Genomic DNA, 2593 nt, shown 5'->3' with positions numbered 1-2593 from the left:
CTGTACGCGCCCTCCGTGGGGCCCGGTGCCGCCGAGCCCTTCGCGAGGATGCGGACCTGGAGCGCCTCGACGCGGTAGCCGATGCCGGTCGTGCCGGCGCGGGCGCCGTCGCTGGCCCAGCCGAGCCAGCCGTAGTCCTGCACGTAGGCGCGGTACCACACGTCGTAGTACTCGGAGAGGCCCCCGGTCAGGCGCATCTTGACGCACTCGACCGCCCTGCCCTGGCCGGTGGTGCCGGCCACGGCGCCGCCCGATACCTCGTCCTGCCAGCCGACGCCGGAGACGTGGGCGCTGTAGGACAGGCCGCCGGAGACCGGCGAGGAGACCTCGGCCGTGATCGCCTCGACGGCGCGGGACTGGCCGGTGGTGCCGGCGGTGCCGCCGTTGCCGACGGCGGCCTGCCAGCCGACGCCAGAGACGTGGGCCCTGAGGCTGAGCGAGGGGACGGAGAGCTCGGCGGGGGCGCCCGACGAGGGGGCGTCGCCGCCCTTCTCGACGAGGACGACCTGGAGCGCCTCAGCCTGGACGCCGAGGCCCTCGGTGCCCGCGGCCTCGCCGTCCTTGGCCCAGCCGAGCCAGCCGTAGCCCGCCGCGTGGACGCGGTACCAGACGTCGTAGGAATCGGAGACGGGGCCGGAGAGGGACACCCTCACGGCCTGGACGGCGCGGCCCTGCCCCACCGTGCCGGCGTAGGAGGGGGCGGAGGCGGCGTCCTGCCAGCCGATGCCGGCCACGTGGGCCGCGACGGAGACGGAGCTCCCCTCGCCCGCCCCCTCGAGGGAGGCGCGCACCGCCTGGAGCGCGAGGCCCCTGCCGGTCGTGCCGACGTCCTCGCCGCCGCCCACCGCCTGCAGCCAGCCGCGCTCCGCGACATGGCCCTGCAGGACGAGCGCCGGACCGGAAGCGGTGCCGGAGACGAAGGCCCCCTCGGTCGGGCCGGGGGCGGCGCCGCCCTTCGCGACGAGGGCGACCTGGACTGCGGTGAGGCCCGAGGCGCCCGACTCGACGCCGGAGGGCTCACCGGAGCTCGCCCAGCCGGTCCAGCCGCGCGCGGAGTCACAGGAACGGTACCAGACGTCGTAGCGCTCCGCGAGGCCGCCGGACAGCCCGAAGCGGACGGCCTTGAGCTGCAGCCCGCCGCCCGAGGCGCCTAGCTGCGCCCCGTCGGAGCTGGGCTCCCCCTGCCAGCCGGAGCCGAGCAGGAGGCCGCGGTAGCTGACCGACCCGTCGGACTCGAGGTTGTCGACGGTCGCGGCGACGGAGCCCAGCACGGGGCCGCCCTCGGAGCCGAGAGTCAGGACCCCGCCGGAGAACGACGAGCCCGCCGGCGAGCCGGAGACGGAGAGAGCCGAGCCGGACAGGCGCTCACCGGCGCCGCGGAAGGCGCCGCCGGCCGGGCCCGGCGCGGCGCCGCCCTTGGGGACGAGCACGACCTGGACGGCCTGGACGGCCTTCGCCAGGCCCACCGTGCCCGCGGACGCGCCGTCCTTGGCCCAGCCGAGCCAACCGTAGTCGGAGCAGTGCACGCGGTACCACACGTCGTAGGACGAGGCGGCCTCACCGGAGAGCCTGAACTGGAGCGCCTCGACCGCCAGGGAGCGCCCGGTGGTGCCGGCGGCGCCCGAGGTCCAGCCCTGCCAGCCGACGTTCGAGACGTGGGCCCTCACCTCGAGGGAGGAGGAGCCGTGCCCGTACCAGGACACGGAGCCCGAGAGGGCCTCGAGGGCGCGGCCCTGCCCGGTGGTGCCGGCCACGGCGCCGTCCGAGACGGCGCCCTGCCAGCCGATGCCGGCGACGTGGGCGCGGTAGGAGACCGAGGGGGGCTCGGAGGACCTGTCGACGAAGGGCGTGGAGGTGTCGCCCGGGGCGGGGTCGCCCTTGGGCAGGACCGCGACCTGGACGGCCTGGACGGCGCGGCCGTAGCCAGCCGATCCGGCGTCGGCGCCGTCGCACGCCCAGCCCAGCCAGCCGAACTCCGCGGAGTGGACGCGGTACCAGACGGTGTAGCGGGCGGACAGCTCGCCGGACAGCCTGACCCTCAGGGCCTCGACGGCGCGGGACTGGCCGGTCGTGCCGGCGGTGCCGCCGTTGCCGACGGCGGGCTGCCAGCCGACGTTCGAGACGTGGGCCTCGACGGATATGGCGTCGGCGCCGAGGGGCTCGCCGGTCGAGGCGTCGGACAGGACGAGGCGCAGCGCCTCGAGGGGGAGCCCCCTGCCGGTCGTGCCGGCGGTCTCGCCGCCGGCGACGGCGCCCATCCAGCCGATATTGGAGACGTGGGCGGAATAGGACAGCGAGACGGCAGTGGCCCCATCGGACTGCGCGGCCTCCGCCTGGCCCCCGTCGGCCTGGGCGGTTTCGGCCCGGGCGGCCTCGTCCTGGGCGCCGGACTCCCCGCCGGCGGGCTGCGCCTCGCCGGGGAGCGGCTGCGCGTCGCCCGAGGCGGCGGGGGCGCCGTAGGCCGCGGGCCCGCACAGGGCCAGGGCGGCCGCGACCGCGAGGACGGCGGCGGCCCCGGAAACTCGTTTCATGGAGCGTCTCATGGAAAATCCCCCTAATCTAGCAACGGTTTAGAGTCTACTAGATTGGGGGG

At 76.4% G+C, this 2593-nt stretch carries 1 pseudogene; it reads right to left on the bottom strand.

The annotated features are described in order from the left end of the window. Positions 1 to 2531, bottom strand: a pseudogene (locus AAAX35_RS09515) (hypothetical protein); the annotation flags it as partial. Positions 2532 to 2593 lie beyond the last annotated feature (62 nt).

Origin of the sequence: Collinsella sp. CLA-ER-H11 (assembly GCF_040092445.1) — a bacterium.
Taxonomy (GTDB): Bacteria; Actinomycetota; Coriobacteriia; order Coriobacteriales; family Coriobacteriaceae; genus Collinsella.
This window is presented reverse-complemented; position numbering and strand designations above follow the sequence as displayed.